The organism is Chitinophaga ginsengisoli (assembly GCF_003014595.1).
Taxonomy (GTDB): domain Bacteria; phylum Bacteroidota; class Bacteroidia; order Chitinophagales; family Chitinophagaceae; genus Chitinophaga; species Chitinophaga ginsengisoli.
In genome coordinates this window covers 114,724-140,706 of sequence record NZ_PYGK01000019.1, presented here as the reverse complement: position 1 = coordinate 140,706, position 25,983 = coordinate 114,724, and the positions used below count along the sequence as shown (strand labels likewise).

28 protein-coding genes are annotated in these 25,983 nt (G+C 45.0%); 14 read left to right on the top strand and 14 right to left on the bottom strand.

Annotation, left to right across the window (positions count from 1 at the left end):
• Positions 1–3: 3 nt before the first annotated feature.
• Entirely contained in the window at positions 4–2,052 is a 2,049-nt protein-coding gene (locus CLV42_RS30205; protein WP_106605672.1) for a M3 family metallopeptidase, read from the bottom strand.
• Between the two features lie 120 nt (positions 2,053–2,172).
• Here CLV42_RS30205 and CLV42_RS30200 point away from each other — a divergent pair, with 120 nt between their 5' ends.
• Positions 2,173–3,774 carry a Na+/H+ antiporter gene (locus tag CLV42_RS30200; protein ID WP_106605671.1) on the top strand — a complete coding sequence of 534 codons (1,602 nt, stop codon included), beginning with the start codon at positions 2,173–2,175 and terminating at the stop codon, positions 3,772–3,774.
• Positions 3,775–3,817: 43 nt separating this feature from the next.
• Here the strand turns inward: CLV42_RS30200 and CLV42_RS30195 are convergent, their stop codons facing one another.
• Genes CLV42_RS30195 through CLV42_RS30185 form a run of 3 tightly spaced genes read right to left on the bottom strand, consistent with a single transcriptional unit; the run spans position 3,818 to position 5,792 of the window.
• Positions 3,818–4,585, bottom strand: coding sequence for a tRNA(His) guanylyltransferase Thg1 family protein (locus CLV42_RS30195; RefSeq protein ID WP_106605670.1), 768 nt, complete (start codon positions 4,583–4,585; stop codon positions 3,818–3,820).
• Positions 4,575–5,021, bottom strand: coding sequence for an AAA family ATPase (locus tag CLV42_RS30190; protein WP_106605669.1), 447 nt, complete (start codon positions 5,019–5,021; stop codon positions 4,575–4,577). The genes CLV42_RS30195 and CLV42_RS30190 overlap by 11 nt, the downstream gene beginning before the upstream one ends.
• 48 nt (positions 5,022–5,069) lie before the next feature.
• Positions 5,070–5,792, bottom strand: coding sequence for a protein phosphatase 2C domain-containing protein (locus CLV42_RS30185; protein ID WP_170117711.1), 723 nt, complete (start codon positions 5,790–5,792; stop codon positions 5,070–5,072).
• Positions 5,793–5,855: 63 nt separating this feature from the next.
• On the opposite strand from CLV42_RS30185, the gene CLV42_RS30180 reads away from it, so the two are divergent.
• The 5 genes from CLV42_RS30180 to CLV42_RS30160 all read left to right on the top strand — a co-directional run bounded on the left by CLV42_RS30180 (position 5,856) and on the right by CLV42_RS30160 (position 8,784).
• A complete protein-coding gene (locus CLV42_RS30180; RefSeq protein ID WP_106605668.1) occupies positions 5,856–6,761 on the top strand; it encodes an AraC family transcriptional regulator in 906 nt (301 codons plus the stop codon).
• A gap of 66 nt (positions 6,762–6,827) precedes the next feature.
• Positions 6,828–7,292 (top strand): hypothetical protein, encoded by a 465-nt coding sequence (locus tag CLV42_RS30175; RefSeq protein ID WP_106605667.1) that lies wholly within the window; start codon positions 6,828–6,830, stop codon positions 7,290–7,292.
• Positions 7,293–7,294: 2 nt separating this feature from the next.
• Positions 7,295–7,600, top strand: coding sequence for a DUF3817 domain-containing protein (locus CLV42_RS30170; RefSeq protein WP_106605666.1), 306 nt, complete (start codon positions 7,295–7,297; stop codon positions 7,598–7,600).
• Between the two features lie 42 nt (positions 7,601–7,642).
• The gene (locus tag CLV42_RS30165) at positions 7,643–8,404 is read left to right on the top strand and encodes a helix-turn-helix transcriptional regulator (protein WP_106605665.1); all 762 of its coding nucleotides are present in this window, start codon (positions 7,643–7,645) and stop codon (positions 8,402–8,404) included.
• Positions 8,405–8,466: 62 nt separating this feature from the next.
• Positions 8,467–8,784 (top strand): glyoxalase superfamily protein, encoded by a 318-nt coding sequence (locus CLV42_RS30160; protein WP_317048022.1) that lies wholly within the window; start codon positions 8,467–8,469, stop codon positions 8,782–8,784.
• A gap of 1 nt (position 8,785) precedes the next feature.
• On the opposite strand, the gene CLV42_RS30155 is transcribed toward CLV42_RS30160, so the two are convergent.
• Complete coding sequence (locus CLV42_RS30155) at positions 8,786–9,235, bottom strand: DinB family protein (RefSeq protein ID WP_106605664.1); 450 nt, start codon at positions 9,233–9,235, stop codon at positions 8,786–8,788.
• Between the two features lie 52 nt (positions 9,236–9,287).
• A complete protein-coding gene (locus CLV42_RS30150) occupies positions 9,288–9,593 on the bottom strand; it encodes a hypothetical protein (protein WP_106605663.1) in 306 nt (101 codons plus the stop codon).
• Positions 9,594–9,711: 118 nt separating this feature from the next.
• On the opposite strand from CLV42_RS30150, the gene CLV42_RS30145 reads away from it, so the two are divergent.
• A complete protein-coding gene (locus CLV42_RS30145) occupies positions 9,712–10,203 on the top strand; it encodes a GNAT family N-acetyltransferase (RefSeq protein ID WP_106605662.1) in 492 nt (163 codons plus the stop codon).
• Positions 10,204–10,394: 191 nt separating this feature from the next.
• Here CLV42_RS30145 and rsgA read toward each other — a convergent pair whose 3' ends face one another.
• The 4 genes from rsgA to CLV42_RS30125 all read right to left on the bottom strand — a co-directional run bounded on the left by rsgA (position 10,395) and on the right by CLV42_RS30125 (position 15,524).
• A complete protein-coding gene (gene rsgA, locus CLV42_RS30140) occupies positions 10,395–11,462 on the bottom strand; it encodes a ribosome small subunit-dependent GTPase A (RefSeq protein WP_106605661.1) in 1,068 nt (355 codons plus the stop codon).
• A 293-nt stretch (positions 11,463–11,755) separates the two neighbouring features.
• On the bottom strand, positions 11,756–14,002 hold the full coding sequence (locus tag CLV42_RS30135) for a nitric-oxide reductase large subunit (RefSeq protein WP_106605660.1): 2,247 nt from the start codon (positions 14,000–14,002) through the stop codon (positions 11,756–11,758).
• 41 nt (positions 14,003–14,043) lie between these two features.
• Complete coding sequence (gene ric / locus CLV42_RS30130; protein ID WP_106605659.1) at positions 14,044–14,985, bottom strand: iron-sulfur cluster repair di-iron protein; 942 nt, start codon at positions 14,983–14,985, stop codon at positions 14,044–14,046.
• A 104-nt stretch (positions 14,986–15,089) separates the two neighbouring features.
• Positions 15,090–15,524: an RrF2 family transcriptional regulator gene (locus CLV42_RS30125; protein WP_106605658.1), complete on the bottom strand. Its 435-nt coding sequence runs from the start codon at positions 15,522–15,524 to the stop codon at positions 15,090–15,092.
• Positions 15,525–15,679: 155 nt separating this feature from the next.
• Between CLV42_RS30125 and CLV42_RS30120 the strand changes: the two genes are divergently transcribed.
• A complete protein-coding gene (locus CLV42_RS30120; protein ID WP_106605657.1) occupies positions 15,680–16,078 on the top strand; it encodes a group III truncated hemoglobin in 399 nt (132 codons plus the stop codon).
• 62 nt (positions 16,079–16,140) lie between these two features.
• On the opposite strand, the gene CLV42_RS30115 is transcribed toward CLV42_RS30120, so the two are convergent.
• Positions 16,141–16,422: a hypothetical protein gene (locus CLV42_RS30115; RefSeq protein WP_106605656.1), complete on the bottom strand. Its 282-nt coding sequence runs from the start codon at positions 16,420–16,422 to the stop codon at positions 16,141–16,143.
• 619 nt (positions 16,423–17,041) lie between these two features.
• Between CLV42_RS30115 and CLV42_RS30110 the strand changes: the two genes are divergently transcribed.
• Positions 17,042–17,605, top strand: coding sequence for a hypothetical protein (locus tag CLV42_RS30110; RefSeq protein WP_106605655.1), 564 nt, complete (start codon positions 17,042–17,044; stop codon positions 17,603–17,605).
• An 11-nt stretch (positions 17,606–17,616) separates the two neighbouring features.
• Here CLV42_RS30110 and CLV42_RS30105 read toward each other — a convergent pair whose 3' ends face one another.
• Positions 17,617–18,210, bottom strand: a complete 594-nt coding sequence (locus tag CLV42_RS30105) for a phosphatase PAP2 family protein (RefSeq protein WP_106605654.1) — start codon at positions 18,208–18,210, stop codon at positions 17,617–17,619.
• A gap of 203 nt (positions 18,211–18,413) precedes the next feature.
• Between CLV42_RS30105 and CLV42_RS30100 the strand changes: the two genes are divergently transcribed.
• Positions 18,414–18,812: a DoxX family protein gene (locus CLV42_RS30100; RefSeq protein WP_106605653.1), complete on the top strand. Its 399-nt coding sequence runs from the start codon at positions 18,414–18,416 to the stop codon at positions 18,810–18,812.
• Positions 18,813–18,946: 134 nt separating this feature from the next.
• Here CLV42_RS30100 and CLV42_RS30095 read toward each other — a convergent pair whose 3' ends face one another.
• Entirely contained in the window at positions 18,947–19,786 is an 840-nt protein-coding gene (locus tag CLV42_RS30095; protein ID WP_106605652.1) for a universal stress protein, read from the bottom strand.
• A gap of 67 nt (positions 19,787–19,853) precedes the next feature.
• On the bottom strand, positions 19,854–21,488 hold the full coding sequence (locus CLV42_RS30090; protein WP_245901768.1) for an alpha-amylase family glycosyl hydrolase: 1,635 nt from the start codon (positions 21,486–21,488) through the stop codon (positions 19,854–19,856).
• 89 nt (positions 21,489–21,577) lie between these two features.
• On the opposite strand from CLV42_RS30090, the gene CLV42_RS30085 reads away from it, so the two are divergent.
• From CLV42_RS30085 to CLV42_RS30070, 4 genes are all read left to right on the top strand, one after another.
• The gene (locus tag CLV42_RS30085; RefSeq protein ID WP_106605651.1) at positions 21,578–21,907 is read left to right on the top strand and encodes a DUF3175 domain-containing protein; all 330 of its coding nucleotides are present in this window, start codon (positions 21,578–21,580) and stop codon (positions 21,905–21,907) included.
• Positions 21,908–22,037: 130 nt separating this feature from the next.
• A complete protein-coding gene (locus CLV42_RS30080) occupies positions 22,038–24,173 on the top strand; it encodes a glycoside hydrolase family 97 protein (protein ID WP_106605650.1) in 2,136 nt (711 codons plus the stop codon).
• Between the two features lie 222 nt (positions 24,174–24,395).
• Entirely contained in the window at positions 24,396–24,842 is a 447-nt protein-coding gene (locus tag CLV42_RS30075; RefSeq protein ID WP_106605649.1) for a MauE/DoxX family redox-associated membrane protein, read from the top strand.
• Between the two features lie 11 nt (positions 24,843–24,853).
• The gene (locus CLV42_RS30070) at positions 24,854–25,906 is read left to right on the top strand and encodes a hypothetical protein (RefSeq protein ID WP_146154527.1); all 1,053 of its coding nucleotides are present in this window, start codon (positions 24,854–24,856) and stop codon (positions 25,904–25,906) included.
• The last annotated feature ends 77 nt before the right edge of the window (positions 25,907–25,983 follow it).

Genomic DNA, 25,983 nt, shown 5'->3' with positions numbered 1-25,983 from the left:
ATTTTATTCCAGTCCCCGGTGTTGTAACAAGTACTTTACATCGGGTTCTCTTTTACGGAAAGCGATATACAATTGCATAGGTTCTTCCGTACCTCCTTTTTCCAGGATATTCTTTCTGAAAGATGTAGCGATTGCCGGATCGAAGATGTTGCCCGCTTCCCTGAAAGCCGCAAAGGCATCGCTATCCAGTACTTCTGACCAGATATAACTGTAATATCCTGCTGAATAGCCACCAGAAAAAATATGCTGGAAGTAGGTACTGCGGTATCTGGGTGCAATCTCGGGGATTTGTCCGATCTTTTCCATTGCTTCTTTTTCAAATACCAGCGGTTCGATAGTCCTGTCTGGTGCAAGCGTATGATAACTCATATCCAGCAGGGAGGCTGCAAGGTATTCTACCGTAGCAAAGCCCTGGTTGAATTTGAATGCAGCTTTCATCTTTTCTACTAATGAAGCAGGAATGAGTTCTCCTGTTTCATAATGTTTTGCATACTGTTCCAGTACCTCCGGTTCAAAAGCCCAATGCTCCATCACCTGCGAAGGCAGTTCTACGAAATCGCGGGGAACAGCGGTGCCGGAAAGCATTTCATAGGTCACGTTGGACAACAGTCCATGCAACGCATGTCCTGCTTCATGGAAGAGGGTTTCTGCCTCATCCGGCGTCAGCAGGGACGGCTGTGTATTAGTAGGTCTGGAAAAGTTACAGACAATAGAGATGATGGGGGCCACACGTCCGTTTTCATCAATGGACTGTTTACGGTAAGAAGTCATCCAGGCACCGCCACGTTTGGAACTGCGGGGATGGAAGTCCAGGTACAACAAGCCTATCAACTGGTTTTTATCATCTTTTACTTCGTAGGCAGATACTTCTTCATGATATACAGGAATATCTTTTAACGGATGGAAGGTCAGCCCATACAGCTTTTTCGCTACAAAGAAAAGTCCTTCACGCACATTGTCCAGTTTGAAATAGGGGCGTAATGCCTCTGCATCGTAGTTATATTTTTCCTTTCTTACTTTATCTGCATAGTAGAACCAGTCCCAGGCTTCCAGTTGTTCACCTTTGCCAGCCCTGTCCATGAGCGCCTGCATTTCTTTCGCTTCCTGCTTCGCTACGGGCAGTGCAGCCGTCCACAGTTGCTGTAAGAGTTCATTTGCTTTTTCAGGCGTTTTCGCCATGTTTTCTTCCAGTACCAGATGCGCATGAGAGGCATATCCCAACAAGGCCGCCTTTTCTGCTCTTAAAGCTGCCAGCTGCGCTACGCTCTCTTTGTTGTCGCGTTCATCATTATGATTGCAACGGTTGATATAGGCAGTATAGATCTCTTTCCGCAGATGTCGCTGATCTGCATATTGCAAAAAGGGCATAATACTGGCATTGTGCAATGTGAAACGCCAACCCTCTTTACCAGCTTCCTTTGCTGATAGGGCCGCTGCTTCAACAAGAGAAGCAGGAAGTCCTGCAAGGTCTTGCTGGTCGGTAATCAGCAGTTCGTAATGATTGGTCTCCGCCAGCAGGTTCTGTCCGAAACGAACGGTAAGCAGGGAAAGATCTTTATTGATCTCCCGGAGCCGTTCCTGCTTGGCTGCGTCCAGATTAGCGCCGTTACGTACAAAATCTTTATAGAATTTCTCCAATAACTTGCTTTGTTCTCCTGTCAGTTGAAGCGCGTCCTGTCGGTCATATAACGCTTTTATCCTGGCAAACAGCGCTGCATTCAGGTAAATATCATCAGCATGTTTTGCCAGTACGGGCGCTATCTGGCGGGAGATCTCTTCCAGTTCGGGAGAAGTATTTGCGGAAGTGAGATTGAAGAATACACTGCTGACATTGCGAAGCAGTTTACCGCTTTTTTCAAGCGCTTCCACCGTATCTGTAAAAGAGGGTGGTGTTGTCAGGCTTGCGATCAGCTCAATATTTTTACACTGTTCCTTCATGCCCGCCTCAAAGGCTGGCAGATAATGTTCATGTGCAATCCTGCCAAACGGGGGAACATCAAAAGGTGTATTATAGGCCTGAAGTAGTGGATTAAGGATGATTGTCTGCTCCATATCTTCGTTGATTAAAATGTACTCCGGCAAAAATAACTATTCTAATCATTGTGAATGAATTTATTGTATTAATCTATCCGGTTAGATGTAAATAAGACGGATTGTATTATTTTAGTGGCTATGCATGCGACTTTTGTATTGTACATTGGCCTCATACTGGTAATCCTGCTACTGGTGATGCTGGCACAACGTCTGAAGATTTCTTATCCTATTGTGCTGGTATTAGGTGGTTTGGGAATCAGTTTCATTCCTGGTCTCCCGGTTATATCGATCGATCCGCAGCTTATTTTCCTGATCTTTCTGCCTCCTTTACTGTATGAAGCCGCTTGGTATACATCCTGGAAGGAGTTCTGGAAATGGCGCAGGGTAATCGGCTCTTTTGCTTTTGGGATCGTTCTGCTCACCTCTTGCGTGATAGCGATGGTGTCGGATTATCTGATCCCGGGTTTTACGCTGGCACTGGGCTTTTTACTGGGAGGTATTATTTCCCCGCCTGACGCAGTTTCTGCCAGTACTATCTTGAAGGGCGTGGATGCGCCCAAACGGCTTTCATCGATCGTAGAAGGGGAAAGCCTGATGAACGATGCATCCAGCTTGATCGTATACCGTTTTGCAATGGCGGCTGTCATTACCGGTTCCTTTTCCTTCCATGAAGCGGCTATCAGTTTTGTGGTGGTAATAGTCATGGGTATTGCAACAGGCATTGCCGTGGGATTGGTATTTTATGCCCTTCACCGCTGGCTGCCTACCACGCCCAGTATGGATACTGTACTGACATTGATAGCGCCCTATGTGATGTACATAACCGCAGAGTCTTTTCACTTCTCGGGTGTACTGGCAGTGGTGAGTGGAGGTCTTTTTATGACCAACAGGCGTAATTCCATTCTGAGTCATATGAGCCGCATACAAGGCGTCAATGTATGGGCGATGGTGGGATTTGTGCTGAATGGTATCGTGTTTATGCTGATAGGTCTTGAACTGCCTGTTGTGGTACACGAGTTAGGAGGAAGCTCGCTGACACAGGCCATCTGGTATGGACTGATCATTTCAGCGGTGGTAATTATTACCCGCATTCTCAGCACCCTGGGTGCTTCTGTATTTACAGTATTTATCAGCAGGTTTATTAAGACGGCGGATAGTCATCCGGGCTGGCGTATGCCGCTTGTGTTTGGCTGGGCAGGTATGCGCGGTGTGGTATCTCTGGCGGCAGCATTGTCTATTCCACTGATGGCTGGCAACCAGCCGTTCCCTCAACGTAATATGATCCTCTTCATCACTTTTGTAGTGATATTAGTAACGCTGGTATTGCAGGGACTTACACTACCCTGGCTGATCCGTAAACTTGAGCTGAAAGAGCCAGACTACCTTATGTCAGAACTTGAGCAGGAGATCCTTGTCAGGAAGAAACTGGCGTATGTAGCCCTGGATGCGCTCGATAATCAGTTTAAAGCTGATGTGGACGAGAACGTGTTATTGCAGCAGCTAAGATCGACCCTCGAGAATGAACATATCTTTTTACAAAGTTATGCCGAATCGCACGGTGTAGATGTAAACCGGCGACATGCTGTTAAACGCTACCGGACTGTTTATAATGCATTGCTGAAGGAACAACGCAAGATGCTAAAGCAGATAAACAGGAAATCGGAATTCAATGATGAGATCATCCGTAAACATTTTTCACAGCTTGACCTTGCAGAAGAGAAAATAAGGTTACAGTTTTAATAAAAGTGAAGGGCTGTCGCATCGCGGCAGCCCTTCACTTTTATTATTGTTCGCTCTGATCTATCAGTTGCAGAACAAATTTGTTGTATTCGTCTTTCATGGGTAATTCATCATTCACATAAAGCTGTCTTCTCTTTACCACAACAGGTTCCGCCGTTTTAGGATTAAAACCTGTTTTATCCATTTCTGCCCAATAAAAGCCAATCCCTCTTTTCTGCCAGTTGGGAAGCTCATTGAAGTTGACATTATAACTGAAGAGCAGCTCATTTTTATCTGCGGTGCTCATCTTTTCTATTTTCTGCGTAGCTGTCAGCCGGGTATGGTTATCTTTCCTTAGCTGCCAGTAACAGTGTGCATTGAGAGCGTTCCGGTGTGCATCTTCATTACGCCATCTGAAATAGTCGACCACCAGCTGTTTGTTAGGCAGCTCGCAGATTCGGCAGTCAAATGCAGCAAGACTACCCAGCTGCAATGAGAACTTGGCGCTGGCTTCTCCCGCGAGAATGGACGTATATTTCCGGTGTTTGCGGGCAAAGGCATTTTCCTCAAGATGAAAAAGCAGGGAGATCTCATCACTTTCAGTATAACCGTATACAACGTTAAAACCACTGCTCATCAGGTGTTTCACGGTTTCTACCATATAGTCTCTGAATACCGGATCGAATGGGGCTTCGAAAGGGTGTACCTCTTTGGTTAGCTTGGTAAAACCTCTGCCATCAATACGGGCTACCATGTACATGCCGGGAAGAACGCTTCTGTCATGGGCTGTTTCATATACCCGCATTTTGCTGTCTAATTCATCAAATTTCATGATTCCATGCTTTTATTGTAAAGCCGTCTGGGCCTAATTCGACATAGTGTAATTCATCAAATCCCTCACTGAACTGTGGTATTTCCAGGTGTTTATAAGTATTTAGAACACCTACTTTCGGGACCTGTGCCTTCCCGGTACGCTGACTGTTCCTTTCCAGTGCGTCTTTGAGAATGGATTGAAAGTAATATCCTATGACCTTGAATTTGTGCTGCTTCGCGAGTTGGATGTATTTCTCCCTGTCTGCCGCTCCCGGATTAGTATTATCCACCACAAAAGGCTGTGTTCCTTTGATGCATGCCCCCAGGAAGAGGTCTTCCCGGTATCGGCTTTTCAACAAGTCAAGGGAGATCCTGACGTGGGTCTGTAAAAAGTGTTCTTTGTAAAAACCAGTTTTTCCGGTAGCCTGTAATCCACAAAAAATGATCGCTTCCATGGTATGGGTGTTCGGGATGCAAAATAGAATAATAAAATAAAAACACAATTACCAGATCAACCTCACCACCGCCAGATCATCCCCCGGTTTCATCCCATATTGATGCTCCAGGCTTTTTAACTTCATATTCAGCATTTCATCTGTCTCAGAACGTCCCTGGTCAATCAGTAGAAAATGCAGCGGGTCTGTTGTTTCCGAAGATGGTTGCAGCGTGATAAACGATGTGATGCCATCCGTTGCAAGACTTATATCCTGTAAAGCATTCACCGGAATGCGCTGTTGCTTTTCATACCATGTATCAAAGTGCTCGGACAGATGATAACCAAGATAATCCGGCTTGTTTTCCTGATCAAATACAGTTGTGGCGCCATTGATATTGATCACTCCATCACCTACCACGAGTATAGCACCCTGATTAAGCCTGGTGTCGGTTACTATTAGCAGGAGAGTGGTGAGTAACTCATTCCTTTCCAGTTGCAGTTGATTTCGAAGGATGTTCAACTCATTAAAGAGCTGGTGCATAATATCTTTTAGCAATGTTGCCGGAGATAGGAAGGATGGTGTATAGAAGTCAGTGTAACTTTTTGCTTTGATGATCTTCCGTAATATTTTTCCTGTTAATGTAGAAATGAAATAGCTGTCCGTTCCCATTGTACAGCCATCCATGACGGCACAAACGGTAGTATGCGGGTTGATTTTATCAAGAAACAGGTAGTCTTCACAATGATGTAAGTGGTATTCCCCTTTTTGGAGCGTGGTATAGATCTTCATGTTATGGCTCAAAAATAACAAATAGATGACAATATTTCCCCATCTCATTCGTCCATCCCTAATATGAACGAGATCAAGGTATACGACCCACGTGCATTCACTTCCCGGTTCATGCCCTCCCGGGAACTGGAATCCCTCCTGAAGGGCAACCTGAATAAGTTCCTGATATGCAGGGTGGAAGACATGTATCAGCATGTAAAACAAGCGGTATCCGCTTCGCGGTCGCTGACCCATTCCTGCCTGTTCCTGACAGAAGGATCGGCAGTTATGAAGATCGGTAGTGAGGAGTATCGTATCCGGAAAGGAGAGATGTTATTCGTACCTGCCGGACAGGTCTTCTCTTTTGATATTCATGACAGGAACAAAGGTATTTTCTGCAATTTCCACGACGATATGCTATTGGGCAAGTACGGTAACAGTGAGTTGCTGAAAGAGTTTGAGTTCCTGAAAGTATGGGGCAAACCCCATATTGAGCTGGATAAAGATACTGCGGGGTTTGTAGGGCATCTTTTTGAACGAATGCTGCAGGAATACACGGAACATGGGTTAGAGCATATGAACATCTTACAGCCCTATCTGATAGCCTTATTCTGTGAGGTGAACAAGGGATATCAGCCTGTATTAGCCAATCAACAGACGAATGCTGTAAGTATCACCAACAGATTTCGGGAGCTGGTGTTCCAGAATATCCGGAACCGGCATATGGTAAGCGACTATGCCGCGATGCTGAACATCTCACCTAGTCATTTGAATAAACTGGTGAAGATGACCACACATAAGGCACCTACGAAATGGATTGATGAGACAATCGTACAGGAAGCAAAAGTATTACTGAGCCAGTCTGATTTCCCTATCAGTGAAGTGGCCATACAGGTGGGTTTCGAAGATCAGTCGTATTTCACCCGCCTGTTCAAACGCTATGAAGGAATGACACCTACAGAATTCCGTAGAATGATTAAAATGTCCTAAATAGTACTTTTTATGTCCTAACAATTTAGCGCATTTCGACAGAGCTTTGCGGAACAAAATATAGAGATGTATTTTTCATTGTTATTATTACATTCCTTTTTCAGATGGATGGTCGTATTAAGCCTGCTGTACGCCATATACCGTGGCATCCGGGGATGGACGGGAAAACGTTCTTTTACGCTTGCCGATGACCGGGTAAGGCATATAACAGCCACTATTACCCATATACAGCTGGCATTAGGATATGTGCTGTATTTCAATAGTCCACTGGTTGCCTGGTTCAGAGGAAACTACCATGAAGCCATTAAACAGTTTGATTTCTTGTTCTTCGGATTACTGCATGTGATCCTGATGACGATCGCCGTGATCGTTGTCACTATCGGCTCTTCTTCCGCCAAAAGATCAGTCACTAACCAGGGCAAGTTCAGGATAATGACCTTACTGTTCGCCCTGGGCCTGTTAATTATTTTCATTGCCATACCATGGTCTTTTTCGCCGCTGGCGAACAGGCCATACATCAGAACATTTTAGAAATGACACGTTTTCTCCGTACAAAAGTGGGCCGTTTAAGGCTGATCGGTTTTTTAGAAGGAATTTCTTTATTGGTGTTAATAGGAATAGCAGTGCCTATGAAATATGCTTCCGATGATCCGTCCCTGGTAAAGCTGATGGGACCTATACACGGTTTTTTCTTCGTGATCTTTGTCATCAATGCGCTAAGTGTCGGGATTGAGTACAAATGGAAATTCAGTCAGATCACCTGGAAAGTATTGTTGGCATGTATGATCCCATTCGGTACTTTTTATATTGATTACCGGATCTTACGACGGATGGAATAAGCGGGAATAAAGAGTATATTTGTTGCATACAGTGTTGCCCGGATGCATATCGAAAATTACATACCCGTAACCATCTTACAGCCCTTTATCAAATCTTTCATGATCATTGAAAGCGAATATGCTGTGCAGAACCAGATACTGCCGGATACCGCTGTTGTGATGGCTTTCCGCTTGCGGGGAACTGTATTGGAAAATAACCTGGGAATCTTGCCCGCAGCAGCGCTGGGAGGGCTCAGAAAGACTTACCGGTCGTTGAGTTATGCCGGTAATACCGCCAACCTGCTGATCGTTTTCCGGGAAGATGGCGCCGCTGCCTTTTTTAAGGAGCCCCTGCATGAATTGTTCGGGGTATCCGCTTCACTGGATAATTTCATCCGCAGGCAACAGCTGGATGATATTACAGAACAACTGGCTGCTGCTCCCGATAATCAGGCCTGTATAGACATTATACAACGCTTCCTGTTGGCTACCTGGAAACAGGCAAAACCTGACCTGCTGGTGCAGGAGGCGGTACGTAATATCAGGCAGGCAGGAGGGAATCTGCGGATAAAAGAGCTGTTACAGGAACTGCATATCAGCCAGGACGCTTTTGAGAAACGGTTCAGAAAGATAACAGGTGCCTCTCCGAAACAGTTTGCGTCTATTGTCCGTTTAAGAAACCTGATAGGCCGGGCAGATGGCAGTACGCTGACGGAACTGGCATATGAAGCGGGGTATTTTGATCAGGCGCATTTCATTAAAGACTTCAAATCATTCACCGGCAGAACACCGCGGGAATTTTATAAATCAGCAATTTATTGGTAAACCTGAAACATGTTTTATGGCAATCGTAAAACCAGTACTGCGCGTTTGACTACGCAAAAGTAATAGAGTTCTATGTTGACTGGCTGGGTTTCCAGGTCGACTGGGAACACCGGCCTGATAATACACCCTTTTACATACAGATCTCTATGGGTGATATTGTGCTGAATATTTCAGAACATCATGGCGATGCCAGTCCTGGCGCATGCGTGTGTGTAGATGATTTTAAAGATATCGAAGCTTATCAGAAGAAACTGATCGATAAACAATATAAATACAACCGCCCCGGCATAGAGGAGGCGTTCTATGATCCTACTATCCTGACAGTCACAGTAAACGACCCGTTTTATAACAAGATCATTTTTGCCGGAAAGAAGCAGTAAATTATTTATCCAATAACCTCCTGTGATAGTTGATCTGTCCGAGGTGATAGCCAAGGTGAGCAGAAAGATGGATCAGCATATAAGCCGTTGTTGTTTTACCATCAAAAACCACAATAGGGTATTCTTCTGTCAGTTTTTCTTCTGAAAGACCATTCAGCGTCTTATCAACCACACTGATCGTGTCATCTATTTTTTGCAGCAATTCCTCGCGGGAAACATCCTTGAGAGAAAATTCCAGCTCCCTGTGGCGGACATAACCGGAGTCACCCAGCTGTGCGCCAATGTAGGTGCTTAAATTGCCGACTAGATGTAAACAAAGATTACCGGCCGTGTTCGCAATATTGGCCTCGGTTATCCAAAGAGCAGGCTCATGCTGATATAAGGATATTTCTTTCTTTAGCTTATTCAGGTCCCGGTTGAATATTTCCTTGAGTGCTGTAAGTGTCGACATATATGCAAAGTTTCCTTTATGCAATATACGTCTTTTTCTACGGGGTGTAGCATTAAATGGACACGCTACGGTAGAAATATGCCCTCACTACTTCATCACTCTCATTCAGTACAGGTTTCTTAGTAGAAAAAAGTGCGCCTTCCACGGTCTTTTGCAGATACCGTTGGTTCCAGTGCATGATGGCCTCGTCGGGAGTATCTCCGCAGCCATAAATACCGTACTCAGGACTTTCACCCAGGATACAACAGTATTCGTGCCCGTCATTCAGGAGGACAGGTTTATACTTTGCAACCGCATCCGGCATCTCGTTTGAGTTGTAGTCAACAGGAATAATTTTAATCTCATGTGTCGTTTTCATAGCACTCTTTTTTTGGAAGAAAATAACCCAATAAATATGCCATGCCAAAGCATGAAAATGTTTACTTTTATTCCATCCAATTATATTGAGAATTTTATTAAGATAAATTAAGCAGTAAATGAACGGTGCGATTTATGTCCGGCATGTCTCAGTGAAAGATGCAGCGCAGGTAGCCGCTTTGTCGGCCGAATTAGGATACCCCTCAACAGTGAAAGACACGATCTCATACATTCAGGCAATCGATAAAAGTATTTGTGATGTGGCCTATGTTGCGGTGAACGGAGAAACTGTTCTTGGGTGGATCCATGTACTTTATACTATTCGTCTGGAATCAGGCCCTTTCTGTGAAATCGGCGGACTGGTAGTGGCACGTAATGCACAAGGCAGGGGTATCGGAGGCCTATTGGTTGACAAAGCAAAGAAATGGTCGGCTGAAAGGAATATCAGTACGCTACGTGTGCGCAGTAATGTAATCAGAGAAGGAGCACATGGCTTCTATACCAAGAATGGGTTTAAAGAGTTCAAACAACAGAAAGTATTTGATTATACGATCGGTGAAGAAAACTTATCTGAAAAGACTGCTGTTGAAAATACGAAAGTAAATGAATAAGAAAACGACGTAAATCAATGCGATTTGATCTTTAAACACTGCATCATCCTACGCGGTCATCCATATACACGTAATGCCGCTTTAAGAAAACGTCTTCTATAGTTTCTGCGACGTGAAAATTATTCCTTAATCATCATAGTGATAAAAGTTGCTTACCAGGAATTATAAAATTCCCGGTAAGCAATGCTATTTTAATACTTCCGTTTTTTGCGAAGCGCATTTATCTGTTTAGACAATTTGCCAAACTGTTGTTCCATTCGTTTTTTTTCCATTATGCTTGCCTGATAGTGATATTGTTCCCTGATCAGTTTCAGATAGTTGCGATATACTGTGGTGGACAGTGTTCCTTCTTCAACGGCGGCAATGACAGCGCAGCCGGGCTCCTGCTGATGTGTGCAATCACGGAAACGGCATTTTGCAGAGAGTTCTTCTATCTGCGGATGATGAAAGTTTACACCTTCATCTTCGTCTATGGTAAGGCCGAATTCACGCATGCCTGGAGAGTCGATGAGCATACTGCCATTAGGTAACATAACCAGGTGACGGGCGGTAGTCGTATGTTTACCTTTGCTATTGAATGTGCTCACGCTTCCTTCTTTTTGTATGTCTGTGCCTGACAATGCATTGAACAGTGTGCTTTTGCCTACGCCGGATGAACCTAATAAAGCAAATGTCTTTCGCGGTTGAAGATAATGGGAGGTCCAGTCACTCAGCTGTTGATGGTCTAACGCGTTGGTAAGTAATACCGGGCAGTTATATCCCAGCGCCAGTACCTGCTGGCGATAAACTTCCGGGTCATCTACAAGATCCTGTTTGTTCAAGACAATAACAGGCTGTATCCTGCATTGATAGATCTGCTGCAGGTAGCGTTGCAATCGCTGCAGGTTGAAGTCGCGATCGAGGCCCTGGATGATCAGCGCTGCATCGATATTGGCGGCGATCACCTGTTGCTGGCTGCTTTTACCGGGCAGTTTGCGGCTGATAGCATTTTGCCTGGGCAATACGTCAATAATGATGCATTGATCATCATAGGGTTTGAACACTACCCAGTCGCCTACTTTCGGCAGTTCCCAGGTTTCTTTGCTGTTTGTGAGCGTGCCAGCCAGCAAGGCTGCTGAAGGTCCGTTATTAGTAATAATTGTATGATTGAAACCGTTAATGGCAGTTACACGGCCAGCTTCCAAACCCTGATTAAAAAAGTGTGTATAGTGTTGCTCGAAATGGCTGTTCCAGCCATATTGTGATAATAAGGATGACATTGTTGAATAGATTGCAGCCGCTGTGCATGCGGACAATATGCAGTGTCCGGGCAACAGGGCATTAGTTCATAAAAAATATGAAATAGCGGAGTGGGGGAAACGCAGCGATTTTAAATTACCTGCTGCGTTACGCTGCAATCATTCCGGCGGAAGATGGGCGGTATGTGGTATTGATAGATGTCATACGTGGACAAAGGTAGAAATTTTTTATATAGAATGATACAAAAAGAAAACCGCCCCAATATTATTGAGACGGCTTGTTTCCATTTCTAACTCTATTCCTATCGTCGTTTTTATTGTCGTTTATCCTTCAATGACCATCCTGTTTTTAATCCTATAATAAATATAACAAGCAGCAATTCTCCTGTTGCCAGCAGTATATCACCAGGCACACGCAACCAGCGTAAGGTCTGCATAGTAGAGGTATGCATGAACTCAGCAGAACGCGCATACCAGTATCCATGTTGAATAGCGGCGATACCCTGCATAATGCCTATTGGCAGCATGCTGACAGTTACCATCACCAGCAATCCGATATTGATCATCCAGAAGGCAGTGCCGATCAGCTTCTCATTCCAGTGATGATTCGGATATAATCCTCTCAATACAAACAGCATCAGACCAATGCCGAGTATACCATATACACCGAACAATGCCGAATGCCCGTGTACTGCGGTAGTATTCAGGCCTTGTATGTAGTACAAGGCGATCGGTGGATTGATAGCAAATCCGAAGATACCAGCACCGAGGAAGTTCCAGAAGCAGATGGCAATAAAGCAGTAGATCGGCCACTTATATGCCTTGATCCATGGTGTGGATTTACTAAGCGTATAGTTGTGGTAAGCTTCATATCCTATCAATACCAGTGGTACTATTTCCAGTGCGCTGAAAGTAGCACCTAATGCCAGTACAGCAACCGGTGTAGCACTGAAGTAAAGGTGATGGAAAGTACCTAATATACCACCTGCCAGGAATACAATGGTAGAGAAAAGCACACTGATAGTGGCAGACTGCAGGCGTAATAATCCCAGCCTGCAGAACAGGAACGCAGATACTACCGTAGCAAATACTTCAAAGAAACCTTCTACCCACAGATGCACTACCCACCAGCGCCAGTATTCAGCAACAGCGAGATGTGACTGTCTGCCATACACCAGACCCGCTGCGTAAAATACAGCGATAGCCACAGATGCGATTACAAACAACATCAGCAGGTGACGGCTTTCGTCTTTCTTCTTTAATGCCGGCAGTAATGCACGCAGCATCAGCACTAACCAGAGCACCAATCCTACCAGCAGTAATATCTGCCAGATCCTTCCCAGCTCAATGTATTCATATCCCTGATGTCCCCAGAGGAAGTTGTCTACGAGTCCAAGCTTCTGCATCACGCCAAGCCACTGACCGGTTAAGGAGCCACCAACTACAATTATGAGCGCTATAAAAAGTACATTCACACCGAGTTTCTGATAACGAGGTTCATGGCCGGAAATGGCAGGTCCCATATAAAGACCGGTTGCCAGCCAGGAAGTAGCGATCCAGAAGATGGCCAGCTGTACGTGCCAGCTACGGGAAATAGACTGAGGCAGGAATTTATCCAGCGGAATGCCGTAAAAGCCTTGTCCTTCCACGCCATAGTGTGCTGTAATAATACCCGCCAGCATCTGTACGAGTATGAGTATACTTACTACCCAGATATATTTCAACACTGCCTTCATAGAAGGAGTGGGCTGCATATTCCGCAACGGATCTGTGGTTGGCAGATCAACATGTTCATCTTCCTTATTACGGACATGATACAATACCAGCAATGCAATACATCCGAGTAAGAGCAAGACGCTAAAGCCTGACCAGAGATGTAGGGAAGCAGAAGGCACGTTGCCTACCTGTTCATCATATGGCCAGTTGTTGGTGTATGTGACTTGTGTACCATCCGGCCTTTCACTGATACATACCCAGGTACTCCATGCAAAGAAAGTAGTCATCAGGCGCATGCGCTCAGGGTCTTTAATAGCACCCTCCTGTATCGCATACTGATTACGCAGTGTACTGAATGAAGGATCACTCATAAACAGTTTGGTGTAATACCCGGCCAGTTCATGAAAAACTTTTGCCCTGCTGGCAGAATAGGTAATGGTGTTTTCTGTGGCATTGAACGTGTTGGTCCTGAGGTCTCGCTTCATACGTTCTTTGTACACAAGCTGTTCTTCACCCGCCAGGCTGCTATATACCTTTCCATCTTTTGCTGCAAGCGCCGTCAGCATGGCCTGTGATTCACGATGCAGATAGTCGGCCGTCCAGTCAGGAGCAATATAAGCCCCATGTCCCCAAATGCTGCCTACTGTTTGTCCGCCGATAGATTGCCACACATTCTGGCCGTCTTTGATATCCTGCCCGGTGAACAAAACCTCACCGGTTTCACTGACCACCTTTGCAGGAATAGGTGGTGCTTTTCTATATATATCATTACCGAAGAAAATGAGCACGGCAAATGAGCTGGCCATTACCAGGGCCAGCGAAAGCCATAGTTTTTTTGTAGTCATGGTTATATGTTGTTGGTATGGACTAAGTGAAGACGATGTTACTACGACAACGTCTGCTCAAGCTGAGTTGCTTTCGGAAACAGGATGTTATTTTCAAGATGGATATGGTGCATCAGGTCTGCCTCGAATGCTTTCATTTTTTCAAAAAGCAATGTATAGGAATTACAGGCACCCTGCGGCAAGGTATAGTCATTAGTGAGTTTTCGGAAGGTACGGAGATCTTCGCCAGAAGTATCATGTTCAGCACGCATCACTTTTATCGCACTCACTATGAAACTTTTTGCAGGCGATACTTCTTTCGTCTGTAATTCTTCCAACTGAATGATAGCCGGAAATAATATGCGTTCTTCTTTTTCCAGATGCTGATATAGATCGTCCAGGAAGGCGATTGTACCTGTTTCAAGTTCTGCTAACTCCGGATGTTCCTTGCCATGCCTGCGGGCCACCTTAGTAGCCAGCTGCTCTATAATAGGCGCATTCTCTTTGACATATTGATGGTGAGTACCAACGATGTGACTGATCAGTACATGCAGGTCCTGGTTGATATAATCTTCAGATGGTTGCACTGCTTCTTTGGTCACATTCTCCAGTTCAGTAATAAGGATGGCTTCATCTATGCCATGCCGGCGGGCAGCTTCTTTCAGCGTAATATTACCACCACAGCAGAAGTCAATGCCATGTTTGGCAAATATGTCTGCCTTACGGTAATCGGCCGCTGCCATATCAGCTACGGTTACCTGATCCGGATCAGAAACCCTCTTTTTCACAAGTACACGCCACTGGGAAGGGCCATTCTCCAGGTAATCAAAGGTGACAATATTCCCCTTTTTACTGATCAGTTCATAATAAAGCGGTTTAGGATCATGATCATTATGTATGATAAACTCTTCACCGGGAAGTAGTGCGTCAAAAGCCTGGATAATGGTCTGGTGTTTTACAGCCGGTGCCAGGGAGGGCACATCTAAAATTCTTGTTGTATTCATCTCAAGCGTATTTAGTAAGTAATTATCATTTGTGGTACCTATGAATGGTAGTTGTTATATAGTAGATATTAATACCTTTTTATCTTCTATTGTTTCAAATTTTTTTAGTCTCTCCGTAAGAATGTCAGTTTTTTATCCAGTTGTTCCTGGAGATCGCCTACCTTGGTTTTATTCAGCATGTTGGTAATATCTTTTCTGATATTGATAAACTCATGGTGAAGAGGGCAGGGATGTTTATCTGAACATTGTTTGAGTCCGAGGCCGCAACCGGAAAAGATATCATCTCCGTCTACAGCTTTTACAATAGTGGCAAGCGTTGTTTTCCTTCCGCTGTTATCAAGATAAAATCCACCGGTAGGACCTTTCAGTGACTGTACAACACCTTTTCTGCCCAGATCCTGTAAGATCTTGGCAATGAAATGCTCGGGAGAATCTATTCCCTTTGCAATATCCTTGATACCCACTCTGCTTCCATCCTTCGATTGCTGTGCAATAAATATCATCGCCCGGATGGCATATTCACAAGTCTTTGAGAACATCCTTTCAATTTATGGAACAAATATAGTACAGATTTTCATTAAAAGACAAAAAAGTCTTTTAATTGCTAAAAAGCCATAACTTTGACGTTAGTAAGCGGGAGAGAATATGGTTTATTACATCGCTGCTTATATTATAAACAGGTAAGATTACAATTATGACAGATATTGAGTTAAAGCAGCCCCTGGCGGATATTCAGACGGAAGAGGATGTGACAAGACTGGTATATACATTCTATGATAAGGTGAGAGCAGATGAATTGCTGGGACCTGTATTTGACAAAGCGATTGCCGACTGGAGCCCGCATCTGGAGATTATGTGTAATTTCTGGAGTACGATGTTGTTATATTCCGGAAGGTACAAAGGTGATCCGATGAGTAAACATTTTTCCCTGCCGATAGACCCCAGTCATTTCAGTCAATGGTTGTTACTTTTCAAAGGTACGGTGGACGCGCTGTTCCAGGGAGAGGTGGCTGATAATGCCAAAGCGCGTGCAAAGAATATAGCAAGGATCATGCAGTCAATGCTGGGATTGACGCCCAATAATAATAACTAACCGGGGCATAGAACACAATCATCTGCGGAAGCAGATAAAATATCCTATACTCCGGTATTGTATCAAATGGCGAAAGGAGAAGACAGGTGTTGGCATTGGTCCGGCCGGTATTTTGGAATTATCACGTCATCCGTCAGCACTTCTCCCTCGAAACCGCTTTTCTTCAGCAGATTGATCACTGTTGATGGATTAACGGTCCCTGATATACACTCCACACGTAGTATCCTGTCACAGTCTTCCAGATCGAAATTTGCCTTGTAATCAGCGTATATCCTATGCATCTGTGTAAGGAACATATGGGCATGCTCCCGTCTGTTAACGTTGGTTTTAAATACTTCTACCATATACACAAAAGTTTCAGGTTGCAGGTTTTAATCGGACCCGGCCATAAGATCCCTTTTTATGGAACCTTATGGTTGCAAAAATATGTGAAACCTTTTGGTTGCCTGGGTCGTAAAAACGACATAATAGGGGGGAGAATGGGACATTTTAGGTTTTAGGTAAGGGTAAGGGTTTGGTAGAGATATAGTGGAGGCTATATCCTATAGGTACATTATTCCAGCATTACAGGCACTTTCTATAGCGACGGCTATACAATAGTGCCTGTAATGTAGGAGTAGAGAGCCTGTAGGATATAGCCTCCACGATAGGTGAAGTATAGGTCAACCTTATCTGAAGGGAAGAGGAAGGCTCTTATGAGCCGAAAAAGGGCTCTTATGTGTTAATTTGGGCCTCTCGTATAGTTTTTTTTGAACCCCTTTTGATAGTGTGCTAATTTTGCTTGTAATAGCAACCAGCAAACAATTGGACGGTAGTTTTGGAAGGAAATAATGAGGGCTTCATGTCGCGATTTCGCCTGCTCGCGACGCAATTTCGCCTGCTCATGCACTTTCTTTAAAACCGCTTTGTTTCTACGCTTAATATTGCAATTATAATTTCATTCATCACCAAAACAATTTTATTATGGCCAAAGTAACTCGCAACATTTTAACCAGTGGTCTGTCGGGAACAATCGGGAATCTGAATTTTTGTACCCGTTTAGGAACGCCTATTGTAAGACAGGCAAGAACCAAAGAAAATTCGAAATTTACCGCAGAGCAGATCGCCTTGCAGCTTAGGTTCGAGCGTGCATCCTGTTTTGCAACGGAAGCGCTCGCAGATCCGGATCTGAAATTTTATTACAAGTCGCTCGCGACAGGAGCGCAGAACGCACGAAACATGGCATTAAAAGACGCCATGAGCGCACCTGAGATCTCTGACATTGATGTTGTCGCTTATAACGGGTATCCAGGTGAGAAAATCATCATACGGGCAAGAAACTTTTTCCGGGTTTACCGGATCTATGTAAAGATCTTCAATGAAAGTGGAACATTGATAGAAGAAGGTTGTGCAACAGAGGACAGGGCACCTACGGTCTGGACTTATCAGGCAACAAAAGAACTGGATACCCACAATGCAAGAGTGGAGGTAACGGCGGAGAACATTCCTGGTAATGAGACAACTGTAGTGAAGATGATCAAGGTATGATCAACCGGTCATTACGGCCTGATGAAACCAAGCCCCAACGCAGTTCCTGCCCCCAACAGCGCGCCTGCAGTAACGTCAGAAGGATAGTGTACTCCCAGGTACATCCGCGAATAACCTACCGCACCTGACCATAGGAAAGCCGGAGCAATCACATACCACTTAGGATAAGCCCTTACCAATGCAGTCGCAGAACTGAAGGCAGACGACGTATGTCCCGAAGGGAAGGAAGTGGAAGAAGGCTGATAAACCGCAGTAAGATGAGCATTTTGTATAAAGGGGCGCGGACGTTTGACCAGTTTCTTGATAAGTGTATTCAGCAGGAAAGTAGTAGCAGTGCTGGTAGCAACATACAGGGCATCCTGGCGCATATCGGGATTGTGGTCGATGATGCCAGCGACGAGCAGTCCCGCAGGAATGGCCACATTCACATAGTCGTTCGTGTTGGAAATGAGCAGCCAGGCTTTGGTTTGTCCCGGTGTACGGTGGGCTTCCAGATATTCCAGTGTCCTATCGTCGAAACGTTGCAGCCCGGATTGGGCAATGGTAAAGGGAGTAGCTGTTGTCAGCAGTAATAGTGTCAGATATAGCCGGGTGATATTTTTCATGTCCTGTCTTTAATGAACGCCTGGTCAACGGTTCTAGCAGATCAATTTACTAAATAAAGGCGGAATGGGGTAATATCATGGCGAGCTTTACCAAAAATTAGCGAGTAGACGGGGAATGTCCGGAATTACCCCGTAGACTGTCCGAATCACACATTACATACCTTGGAAAATGCCGATATGTTTGCATCATAAAACAGACAATTATGAAAACGAACAAGATCAGAATTTTCTACTGGGTATCAACAGGCATTTTTGCATTACTGATGCTGATGGATAGTATAGGAGGGATCACACATGAAGCAACAGGTGTGGCTATTATAAAGCATCTTGGATACCCCGAGTATGCACTGACTATTTTCGGTGTAGCTAAGTTATTGGGCGCTTTGGCTATTCTGCAGCCTAAATTCAGGACCCTCAAAGAATGGGCATTTGCAGGTTTTGCCATCAACTTTATCGGGGCATTCTGCTCCCGTATGGCAGTAGGTGATCCAATCGGAGAACTGATCGCACCGATAGTTGCGATATTAATTATGCTGGTGCCTTATTATGCCTGGAAACGTTTTGAAGCAGCAAAAGGAACCGCATCATTAGCTGTGATCTGATCTGGATAAATAAACCAGTTACCGGGATATACGTTTGTCATCCGGCGGCCTTCAAATATGATAACAAGTATCAGGGCCTTGCAGGGAAGTGTATATCCTGGTAGCTTTGTGAGCTACATTTGAATATCATTTTCTCACGCAGGAATAATCAGCAGCGGAACATTACTCTGCCACGCCAGTTGCTTCGAAACGCTTTTCTGAAATATCGTAGCCAGCAGGCTTTTCTTTTCATGTATAGCGATGATTAATGAAATGTCGTGCCGATCTGCAAATTCATTGATGCTGTTAACTACATTCTTATCCTCTATATAATTGAAAGAAGGATGATACCTGTCTAATAACTGGTGGACGTGTTTAATATCTTCTTTTGTCTCATCAGAGTAACCCTCATCGCTGGCAACATTGACCACAAATAGTTCGACGTGTAAATTGTTGAGAATTTCAACCAGCCTGGGTAATGACTTCCCACGCCTGAGCATGTCAAAATCTACCGCGAGCAGTACTTTTTCAAGTGGTGTTATCTTCGCATCTTCAGGAACGATCACCAACGGATAATCACCGTTTTCCATTACCCGTATACTGTGACTGCCTACCAGAAATTTCTCCAGGTTGGATTTATCGGCAAGGCCTGCTACTACCAGGTCTACATGTTCTTTGCTGATCAGCTTTTTGACAGCTTCTTCAAGAATATCATCATCTGACATTGTATCGATAATGATACCAGGAGCCGTAGGTTCCAGCAGACTGTGAAGGTTATCCAGCTGCATTGTACTTTCTTTATACAACTCATCCGGATTGGCCTGTATAACAGGTAACTCCGGTGTGACCGGTACATTGGCGACAGGCGACAGGCTTTGGTATGCATTCAATAGAATGATGCGTTTGCTATGTAGCTGGTTTGCCAGATGAATAGCGTAATTAGCCGCCCGCAACGCTACATTGGAAAAGTCTGTAAGTACGAGGATGGTTTGCATGAGACAAGGTGTTTTAATAAATATGGGAAAAAATCAGGCCATTGTTTTTATAACGGCAGCAGAGACCTTATCTTTCCAACCGTATCACCATACCCTCATCCCCATCCAGGCTGATAGTATCATTTACGATGCTGCCTTCCGTTTCGGGGAAGGTAGCCACTTCGATGCGGCCACGAAAGGGGAAATTGGCCGGCCTGAAATAACAGGGCAAATGTGTCAGATTTAACACGATCAGAAAGCTGGAATGCCCTTCGTGTTGCCGCATAAAAGCCAGGATCTGGTTATCTGAGAAAACAGGACTGTAGTCGCCTGTTGTCAGCGAAGGTTCCCGTCTACGTAAGGCAATGAGTTGTCTGTAGAGTGAGAGCATGGAATAGGAGTCCGCCTTTTGTGCGCTCACATTGACCCTTTGGTATGTCTTTGACAGGCGCAGCCAGGGTTTGCCTGTGGTAAATCCTGCATTAACACTGTTATCCCATTGCATAGGTGTACGGGAAGGATCCCTGCTGAGGTTCTTGTCCGGCATGTTCAGTCCTTGTGGATCCTGTACTTCATCAAAGGGAATGGCAACATTGCGCATGCCTATTTCATCGCCATAATAGATCGTAGGTGTACCTCGAAGCGTAAGCAGTAACATAGCAGCCACCCTTGCCTGTTGTTGCCCTACACGGCTGGCAATACGATGCTGGTCATGATTGCTCAATACCCAGTTAGGCCATCCCTGGGCGGGAAGAGCACCCTCATATTGATCAATGGCTACAGCAATGGAAGAGGCATTCCATGGAAGTGACAGCAGCTGGAAATTAAAAGGCAGGTGAGCGCCTTTGTTGTCTGCACCATAATAGGGCATTAATTGCTGGATAGGCAGGTATATTTCTCCTATCATCACGCGGTCGCCGTCAAACTCTTCCATCACACGCCTCATTTTATGCACTACTTCGTGTACTTCCGGCTGATCTGTTGAGTAAACAGGCAACTGCTGCGAATAGGTGGCCATATGTGGTTCATAGTCCGGATTAACAGGATTATTACGCAGTTGTTTGTCTTTGATCATATGCCACATCACATCTACCCGAAAACCATCCACGCCTTTTGTCAGCCAGTAACGCATGACGTCGAACATAGCTTCCTGTACGGCAGGATTTCGCCAGTTAAGGTCGGGTTGTTCTTTAAGGAATGCGTGGTAGTAATACTGTTGTGTAGCAGCGTCCCATTCCCATGCCTCGCCGCCGAAAACGCTCAGCCAGTTATTAGGGGCACCGCCATCAGGCAGGGGATCATGCCAGATGTACCAGTCACGTTTTGGATTATCGCGGGAAGAGCGGGATTCCAGGAACCAGGGATGCTGATTGGATGTATGATTGGGCACCAGGTCGAGCAACAGCTTCATGTCTCTCCTGTGTACTTCGTTCAACAGCGTATCGAAATCCTGCATGGAGCCAAACAAAGAATATATGCCCGTATAGTCGGCAATGTCATAACCAAAATCAGCCATCGGCGATGGATAGATGGGGGAGAGCCAGACAGCGTCTATGCCCAGCCACTGAAGATGGTCCAACCTGCCTGTGATGCCCCGGAGATCGCCGATGCCATCGCCATTGCTATCCTGGAATGAGCGGGGATATACCTGGTATATAACACCTGTCTGCCACCATTTATCGAAGATCGTTGCCATACTGATGAGGTATTTAATGATACGCATTGTGTTCACAACATTTCTGCCAGAATTAACAGGCAAGATCAGCAATAGTTCCGGCCTGAAGGTTGTGGGAATCTGGAAAACATCACACTATGGCAAGACCCAGAACAAAGAAGCACACTGTTGGGAAAGCGGGAAGAAAAAGATCCGGCAGGAAATGGTCTGGCCGGGTATCCCGGACAAGCGACGCATTGGACCTGAAGGGAGGGATCTTTAAAAGCAATAATCCGGAGGAAATAGCACGTTCCCTGAAAAGGTCTGCCACCAGGAGCAGGCGTAAAAAGGGTACGCCCTATCAATCAGCTATGTCAATGTTGAATTTTTACATTAACAGGGCTGGAAAAAATCTGCCTGAAAAACAGCAGCATGTACTGGAAGATGCAAAGGAGGAATTGAAGAAGGTATTTGGAAGGGAAGAATAGACATTGATGATACCTATATCGCAGTCAGGTGAAAAACAACTGAATTTTGCGCACAATGATTATATTGGTGGTCAATTTAACATTTCACGTTATAACACCAGCAGTATATAGCCACATTAAATTACACAGCATGCGCAAAACTATTATTTTCATCTGCTGCCTTTTCCTGTGGAAAATGGCCGGAGCCCAGGAATTGACATCACCGGATAAAAACCTGCACTTGCAGTTCTCCATACAGCAAAAGGGGATTCCGACCTACACACTGACCTATAAGGGGAAGGACGTGATCAAACCCAGTCGTCTTGGCCTGGAGCTGAAGGCAGATGCTTCCTTTATAGACAGCTTTGAAGTAGCCGGTGCTAAAACGGTTGCTTTTGACGAAACCTGGCAGCCGGTATGGGGGGAGGTAAAAGAGATCCGCAATCAGTATAATGAACTGGAAGTGAATTTACACCAGGTATCTACAGACCGTACCCTGATCATCCGTTTCAGGTTGTTCAATGACGGACTGGGATTCCGCTATGAGTTTCCGCAACAGCGGCACCTGGCGTATTTCGTGATCAAAGAAGAGCGGACAGAGTTTGCACTGGCTGGCGATCATAAAGCCTTCTGGCTGCCCGGAGACTACGATACCCAGGAATATAGTACGGTTACTTCCAATCTATCCGAAGTAAGGGGAAAGATGAAAGAAGCCATTACACCAAATGCGTCACAGACCGTCTTTTCTCCCACCGGGCTGCAGACGCCACTGATGATGAAGAGTAAGGACGGCCTGTATATTAACATCCACGAAGCGGCGTTGATAGAATATGCGGCTTTATCGCTGGAACTGGATGACAGGAATTTTGTCCTGAGATCTTTCCTGACACCTGATGCGGTAGGTGATAAAGGTTACCTCCAGGCGCCATGTAAATCGCCCTGGAGAACTGTGATCGTGAGTGATAAGGCAGGTGATATCCTGTCCTCTAAACTGATCTATAATCTGAACGAGCCTACGAAATATAAAGATCCTGCTTCCTGGATCAAGCCAGTGAAATATGTGGGTGTATGGTGGGAGATGATCACCGGAAAGAGCACCTGGGCCTATACGGATATCGAGAATGTACAGTTAGGCGTTACAGACTATTCCAAAACAAAGCCAAACGGCAGACATGGGGCCAATAATGCTCATGTGAAGGAATACATTGATTTTGCGGCTGAAAATGGATTTGACGCTGTGCTGGTAGAAGGTTGGAACCAGGGTTGGGAAGACTGGTTTGGTAAAACGAAAGATTATGTATTCGACTTTCTGACGCCGTATCCTGATTTCGATGTACAGGAGTTACACCGTTATGCTGCCAGCAAGGGCGTGAAGATTATCATGCATCATGAAACATCCTCTTCTGTTCGTAACTACGAGCGTCATATGGACACTGCTTACAGGTTTATGGTCGCCAACGGCTATAATGCTGTGAAGAGCGGTTATGTGGGTAATATCATTCCAAGAGGAGAACACCACTACGGACAATGGCTGGTCAATCATTATCTATATGCTGTTACCAAGGCCGCAGAATACCATATCATGGTGGATGCACATGAATCCGTACACATGACTGGTCTTTCCCGTACCTATCCTAACCTGATAGGACAGGAGTCTGCCAGGGGAACGGAATATGAGGCCTTCGGCGGCAATAATCCTGATCATACCACGATCCTTCCATTTACACGTCTGATGGGAGGACCGATGGATTACACGCCGGGTATTTTCCAGATGAAGGTAAGCGCCTATAATCCGGAAAACACTTCCTGGGTGCACAGTACGCTGGCCCGTCAGCTGGCACTGTATGTAACGATGTATAGCCCTTTGCAGATGGCGGCAGACTTCCCGGAAACTTACAGGAAATATATGGATGCCTTTCAGTTTATCAAAGATGTAGCCATCGACTGGGATGATACGAAGATATTAGAAGCAGAACCTGGAGACTATATCACAATTGCACGTAAGTCGAAAGGAAAGAGCAGTTGGTTCATCGGTAGCACCTGCGATGAAAACGGGCGAGTATCGAAGATCAGCTTTGATTACCTGGATGCCGGTAAAAAATATATCGCTACTATTTATAGTGATAAAAAAGATGCGCATTATGAGAAGAATCCCCAGGCATATGAGATCAGGAAAATGGTTGTGACGAATAAGTCGACCCTGGCACAGCAGTGTGCACCAGGAGGGGGATATGCTATCAGCGTGGTAGAAGCAGATGATGCCGCAATTAAGGCCTTGAAGAAATGATAAGATTTTTATACATAAAAAGCCTCGCAGAAATGCGGGGCTTTTGTGTTTAATGTATATACCCTACGAAAATGTGTCAAACTGACAAAAAAATCTCCCGGAGCTATCCAATATTCAGAATATTTTCTTAGATTAGGATGACAAATAGCCAATGAATGCCAGTGTGAACCCGAAGACTTTCCTGAAATTTATTCCGTCACTCCGTTTGTAAACTAGTATTCCATGTTAAGAAGAGTCGTTATGGAGACAATACGTCTCTCATTCATTCTATTGTTCGTTTATACAGCCGTGAGCAAGTTCATTGATTATGAAAATTTCCGGGCCGTTATAGGCCAATCTCCTCTTATCACGCGCTTTGCGCCTGTACTGGCCATTGTGGTTCCCGTAGCTGAAATAGTGATCGCTTTGCTCCTCGTTATCCCACGCTACAGGCGTGCCGGGCTCTATGCATCTTTTGCTATCATGACACTTTTCACCGTCTACATTGTAGTGCTGCTGACTTTATCTGAAAAAATTCCTTGCTCCTGCGGAGGCGTGATCTCTCAAATGAGCTGGACACAGCATCTTTATTTCAACATTGTTTTTATGCTGCTTGCACTGCTGGGTATGTGGCTTTATACAAAGCAGCCGGACGATCATCCGTCATCATCTAAACTGATCCACGTTTAACTGAACCAACAATGATGCAACAACCCTTTCGATTTGCCGCACTTTGTGTGATGGTCTGTATTGTGCTTGTACTGATCCTGTACGCGTTTGCAGATAAACCAAATGACAGGAAGAACGGCTTTAGCCGTAAGGTGTTGCCAGCGGCAACACTCAAAAGTTCGCTTGAATTAAAGTACCCCGCCTACTATATTGCGGGTCATACTGATGCACATATTTACCTGGGCAACTATTCTGCTTCCCAGCATTTACTTGCAGTAGATCAGCATTTAAAGGACACACAGCAATTAACGTTGAAGCTCACGCCAGGTGAACGTTATGCCTGGAAGCTGGCAAGGATAATAGTAGATTCTCCTGTGGTATATATGGCAGAGGGAAGCACACCTACGCTCTACAGGGGAAGACTGGATGATCTGCATATGAGCCGGTTCCTGCAGCAAAGCTGCTTCTTTAATATGCTGCAAAATGTCTCTGCTACTTCTTTTATATCGCGTAGCATTCATCGGGATTCTTCAGGGAACAGCCGGAACATACTGACAAAGATAAAAACAGATTCACCTTATGTAACCCTGGGAAAGGATATCATCAAAAAGCAGGTAGATGGCATCTTCTGTACAGATGGCACACTGGATTATGATAAACAGACGGGGAAACTGGTGTATGTATATCACTACCGGAACGAGTTTGTCGCGTTGGATACCAACCTGCACGCACTCTATACCGGTCATACCCTGGATACCAATACGATGGCTAAAATACAGGTAGCCAGGCTATCTACCGGCGGCAGTAAGTTCTCTGCGCCACCTGCTTATGTAAACAGCCTGGCGAGGGTGGCCGACAACAGGATCTATATACTTTCTACCCTGGTGGCTGACAATGAGCACTGGCAGGCCAGGCGTGATACGGAGATCATCGATGTGTATTCACTGGACAATGGCACGTACATTTATACACTACACATTCCGCTTCAAGGGAAGGAACGTATTACTGACTTTATTGTAAAAGGAGATCAGCTGCTGGCTTTGTGCGACCACACATTGAATGCATACACTATCGCAAGACAATAACATTATTTCTATTGCAATTCTATTGCAATAGAACAGGCGGAGCCGAACACCTGTAGAAAATAGTAGGCATGTATCTG

Coding starts and splice junctions, on each gene's coding strand:
- CLV42_RS30205 (WP_106605672.1), bottom strand. CDS start 2,052: ATGGAGCAGACAATCATCCTTAATCCACTACTTCAGGCCTATAATACA.
- CLV42_RS30200 (WP_106605671.1), top strand. CDS start 2,173: ATGCATGCGACTTTTGTATTGTACATTGGCCTCATACTGGTAATCCTG.
- CLV42_RS30195 (WP_106605670.1), bottom strand. CDS start 4,585: ATGAAATTTGATGAATTAGACAGCAAAATGCGGGTATATGAAACAGCC.
- CLV42_RS30190 (WP_106605669.1), bottom strand. CDS start 5,021: ATGGAAGCGATCATTTTTTGTGGATTACAGGCTACCGGAAAAACTGGT.
- CLV42_RS30185 (WP_170117711.1), bottom strand. CDS start 5,792: ATGAAGATCTATACCACGCTCCAAAAAGGGGAATACCACTTACATCAT.
- CLV42_RS30180 (WP_106605668.1), top strand. CDS start 5,856: ATGAACGAGATCAAGGTATACGACCCACGTGCATTCACTTCCCGGTTC.
- CLV42_RS30175 (WP_106605667.1), top strand. CDS start 6,828: ATGTATTTTTCATTGTTATTATTACATTCCTTTTTCAGATGGATGGTC.
- CLV42_RS30170 (WP_106605666.1), top strand. CDS start 7,295: ATGACACGTTTTCTCCGTACAAAAGTGGGCCGTTTAAGGCTGATCGGT.
- CLV42_RS30165 (WP_106605665.1), top strand. CDS start 7,643: ATGCATATCGAAAATTACATACCCGTAACCATCTTACAGCCCTTTATC.
- CLV42_RS30155 (WP_106605664.1), bottom strand. CDS start 9,235: ATGTCGACACTTACAGCACTCAAGGAAATATTCAACCGGGACCTGAAT.
- CLV42_RS30150 (WP_106605663.1), bottom strand. CDS start 9,593: ATGAAAACGACACATGAGATTAAAATTATTCCTGTTGACTACAACTCA.
- CLV42_RS30145 (WP_106605662.1), top strand. CDS start 9,712: ATGAACGGTGCGATTTATGTCCGGCATGTCTCAGTGAAAGATGCAGCG.
- rsgA (WP_106605661.1), bottom strand. CDS start 11,462: ATGTCATCCTTATTATCACAATATGGCTGGAACAGCCATTTCGAGCAA.
- CLV42_RS30135 (WP_106605660.1), bottom strand. CDS start 14,002: ATGACTACAAAAAAACTATGGCTTTCGCTGGCCCTGGTAATGGCCAGC.
- ric (WP_106605659.1), bottom strand. CDS start 14,985: ATGAATACAACAAGAATTTTAGATGTGCCCTCCCTGGCACCGGCTGTA.
- CLV42_RS30125 (WP_106605658.1), bottom strand. CDS start 15,524: ATGTTCTCAAAGACTTGTGAATATGCCATCCGGGCGATGATATTTATT.
- CLV42_RS30120 (WP_106605657.1), top strand. CDS start 15,680: ATGACAGATATTGAGTTAAAGCAGCCCCTGGCGGATATTCAGACGGAA.
- CLV42_RS30115 (WP_106605656.1), bottom strand. CDS start 16,422: ATGGTAGAAGTATTTAAAACCAACGTTAACAGACGGGAGCATGCCCAT.
- CLV42_RS30110 (WP_106605655.1), top strand. CDS start 17,042: ATGGCCAAAGTAACTCGCAACATTTTAACCAGTGGTCTGTCGGGAACA.
- CLV42_RS30105 (WP_106605654.1), bottom strand. CDS start 18,210: ATGAAAAATATCACCCGGCTATATCTGACACTATTACTGCTGACAACA.
- CLV42_RS30100 (WP_106605653.1), top strand. CDS start 18,414: ATGAAAACGAACAAGATCAGAATTTTCTACTGGGTATCAACAGGCATT.
- CLV42_RS30095 (WP_106605652.1), bottom strand. CDS start 19,786: ATGCAAACCATCCTCGTACTTACAGACTTTTCCAATGTAGCGTTGCGG.
- CLV42_RS30090 (WP_245901768.1), bottom strand. CDS start 21,488: ATGCGTATCATTAAATACCTCATCAGTATGGCAACGATCTTCGATAAA.
- CLV42_RS30085 (WP_106605651.1), top strand. CDS start 21,578: ATGGCAAGACCCAGAACAAAGAAGCACACTGTTGGGAAAGCGGGAAGA.
- CLV42_RS30080 (WP_106605650.1), top strand. CDS start 22,038: ATGCGCAAAACTATTATTTTCATCTGCTGCCTTTTCCTGTGGAAAATG.
- CLV42_RS30075 (WP_106605649.1), top strand. CDS start 24,396: ATGTTAAGAAGAGTCGTTATGGAGACAATACGTCTCTCATTCATTCTA.
- CLV42_RS30070 (WP_146154527.1), top strand. CDS start 24,854: ATGATGCAACAACCCTTTCGATTTGCCGCACTTTGTGTGATGGTCTGT.